This is a genomic window from Escherichia sp. E3659, from assembly GCF_005781135.1.
GTDB lineage: Bacteria > Pseudomonadota > Gammaproteobacteria > Enterobacterales > Enterobacteriaceae > Escherichia.
The window spans coordinates 1-2,481 of record NZ_VATQ01000069.1; the positions used below are offsets into that span (position 1 = coordinate 1).

General features: G+C 42.0%; 2 protein-coding genes. One reads left to right on the plus strand and one right to left on the minus strand.

Annotated elements, in window-relative coordinates; translation table 11 throughout:
- Positions 1-306: 306 nt before the first annotated feature.
- Positions 307-447 carry a DUF1187 family protein gene (locus FEK47_RS24920; protein ID WP_240727926.1) on the plus strand — a complete coding sequence of 47 codons (141 nt, stop codon included), beginning with the start codon at positions 307-309 and terminating at the stop codon, positions 445-447.
- Between the two features lie 103 nt (positions 448-550).
- On the opposite strand, the gene FEK47_RS24925 is transcribed toward FEK47_RS24920, so the two are convergent.
- Positions 551-1,207, minus strand: a complete 657-nt coding sequence (locus FEK47_RS24925) for a DsbA family protein (protein WP_135487908.1) — start codon at positions 1,205-1,207, stop codon at positions 551-553.
- Positions 1,208-2,481 lie beyond the last annotated feature (1,274 nt).

The window sequence follows — 2,481 nt, forward strand, 5'->3', positions numbered from 1 at the left end:
TGTCAGCGCTGCTGAGAAGGCTGGGATGGTGAATGTGCAGCGACTGGAGTTTGGACGGGGGGAGCGCGGAGTTCAGAATGTGTCGGTGGTCTATAGATATTGATCAGCGTATTGTGGTTCCCGGCGCAGCCGATTATGGTTTTCTTTCGGTCACTGATATCAATGATTAGGCTGAATCTGAAATATTATCGCATAAATTATTGCTTCTCAGTTGATTTTATTCGCACTTATGTCACCAGTGATAACTCAGTCTATGGTGTATTAACAGGTATCAGAGTGTTAATGATGGTCGCGCGTTATAAAATTATGGCAACGATAATTAAGCCCGGCTACCTGCCGGAAATATGGACTCGTTGTTCTGAGCGCCGGATGCCCCGTGCAGCGCGCGAGAAAACGTATTCTGTCCTGAAGGAAACAGAACGCTCATTCGGGGATACAGTCGTGTGAACTGCAGGTATCTGATTAGTCCGTGCAGATATCATAAACAGGCTCCGACGGTCGGGTTGAGCTGTGGTGACAGAAACAGAGCCTGTATAATTCCCTGAGGATGTCAGGGATTTGTTTCCATTAGTTGACGCACAACGTCAGCAAATTCCTTTCCGTAACCTTCTGTGGAGCCGTCTTTAATGCCGTTGTTTTTAATCTGGTATTTACCGTTGACATAAAAAGCCGGCGTTCCGGTAAGACCAAATTCTTCAGCAGCCTGTTCCTGACGAGCAGTCATCGTTTTTACCATAAAGCTGTTTCTGGCGGCATCAAATTCACCGGCATCCACGCCAGCCTGAATAAATACCGCTCTGATATCATCTTCGTTTTTTACCGAACGGTGTTTCAGAATGGCTTCAAACAGGGGGCCTTCCACTTTGTCTTCCACGCCAAGGGCTCTGGCGACAGACCAGGCTTCAGTAAGCTGTTTTCCCATCGCTCCCATAAAACTGGCGTGATATTTCTCAACTTTCACGCCTTCCGGCAGTATGGTTTCAATATTTTTGCTGACTTTATAAGGGCTGTAGAAGCTGCTGCATGCAGGGCAGTAGAACGAGAAAAATTCCACGACCGGTGGAGCCTCTTTTACCGGGTTATCCAGCTTTGTAAACTGTCTGCCTTCCGTCAGGGTGACGGTTGCTTGTCCGGGCAGACTGACAGTAAGGAATAAAGATAACGCCAGAAGGGTTCTGGTTGTTAGTTTTGCAGGTATCAGTGTCATGTTTACAGATTATACAATCAGATATTGAACAATGGCTGCAGTCCCGGCTGACCTCAGTTATTGAGCAAGGAGCTGCTGCCGCCTGGATCATATTAATTTATTCAGGATGCACATGTGCACCCCGGCAGTATATGACCTGTATCTGACAGCCTCAGACGTCGAGAGTTCAATTCCGTTTGTGATGCCAGTGTCTGGCGCAGGGGAAGATTTGCCTGGTACCGAAAATATGCTGACGGTGTGGGTAATAAAGAACCGTGAGTAATATGAAACACCAGATGTATGGTCGGGCCGGATTTGAATCACTAAGGTGGAGGGCAATGCGCCCACTACCATGATGATGTCCCCGATTGTGGAGGAATCACCTCTGCATCGTTCGTAACACAAAACAAGTCAAGAGTGAACTCTATCGATGCCATTCGACGACCTTCTTTTTTTCGGGAAACATCCTTATGGAAAACCACATTTCCCATATCGCGTAATTTATCTCTTTGCTTAACCAGGCCGGGCGTTATAACCGACAATATAAGGTAAGTACAGAAAACAGACAATGCGTCATTGGGGACGCAAGATTTCTTTAATTAAGAGCCTACGACTTGTATCAGATGTTTAAAGTGAAAGACCGATCTGATAGTTATCTAACCTGATAATTATTACGATACTTATTAATTAAGTGCCTAATAATAAGTAATTTAGAGCGGGGGAAATAATTTCTCACCAGAGTTAATCGGAATTTTAGATGGCTTTATATAAAATTCAGGTTGCGTAAATGATAAAAATAGACAATTTATTATCATATAAAAGACATTATCAACTAATAAATCGAACGATGATGCTACTGAATTAAAAACAGCGTGTTTTTAGCCTAAAAATTTTGGTTACTATGGTTTTTTATTTTGTTTTGGTTTGTTTTTTTAGTCCTGGAAACCAAAGTTGATTGTTTTTTTGTCCGGTTTAGTTTGTTATTCTTTAAAAAGAAGTCAGGCGGTACTTATTTTTTTGTATCTTCTTTTTTAAATGTAAAGGAAGACAGGAGGGTGGAAGATCTTTCAGGTAGTTGTTTTTGACATACAAAGTTCCTGAAAATGAAGTAGATTAAGTGGTTTTATAAAATAAATAAAACATGCTTTCATAAATGTTTTATATGTGCGTTTTTTTGTAACACACATATAAAATCACCCAAGTAATGTCAACAATGGTAGTTTTAAGTTATGAATAAATTATATCCTGGTTCTCTTATCGCTCTGGTATTCGCGACTGCTACTGTTAACGCAGCA

Coding starts and splice junctions, on each gene's coding strand:
- FEK47_RS24920 (WP_240727926.1), top strand. CDS start 307: ATGGCAACGATAATTAAGCCCGGCTACCTGCCGGAAATATGGACTCGT.
- FEK47_RS24925 (WP_135487908.1), bottom strand. CDS start 1,207: ATGACACTGATACCTGCAAAACTAACAACCAGAACCCTTCTGGCGTTA.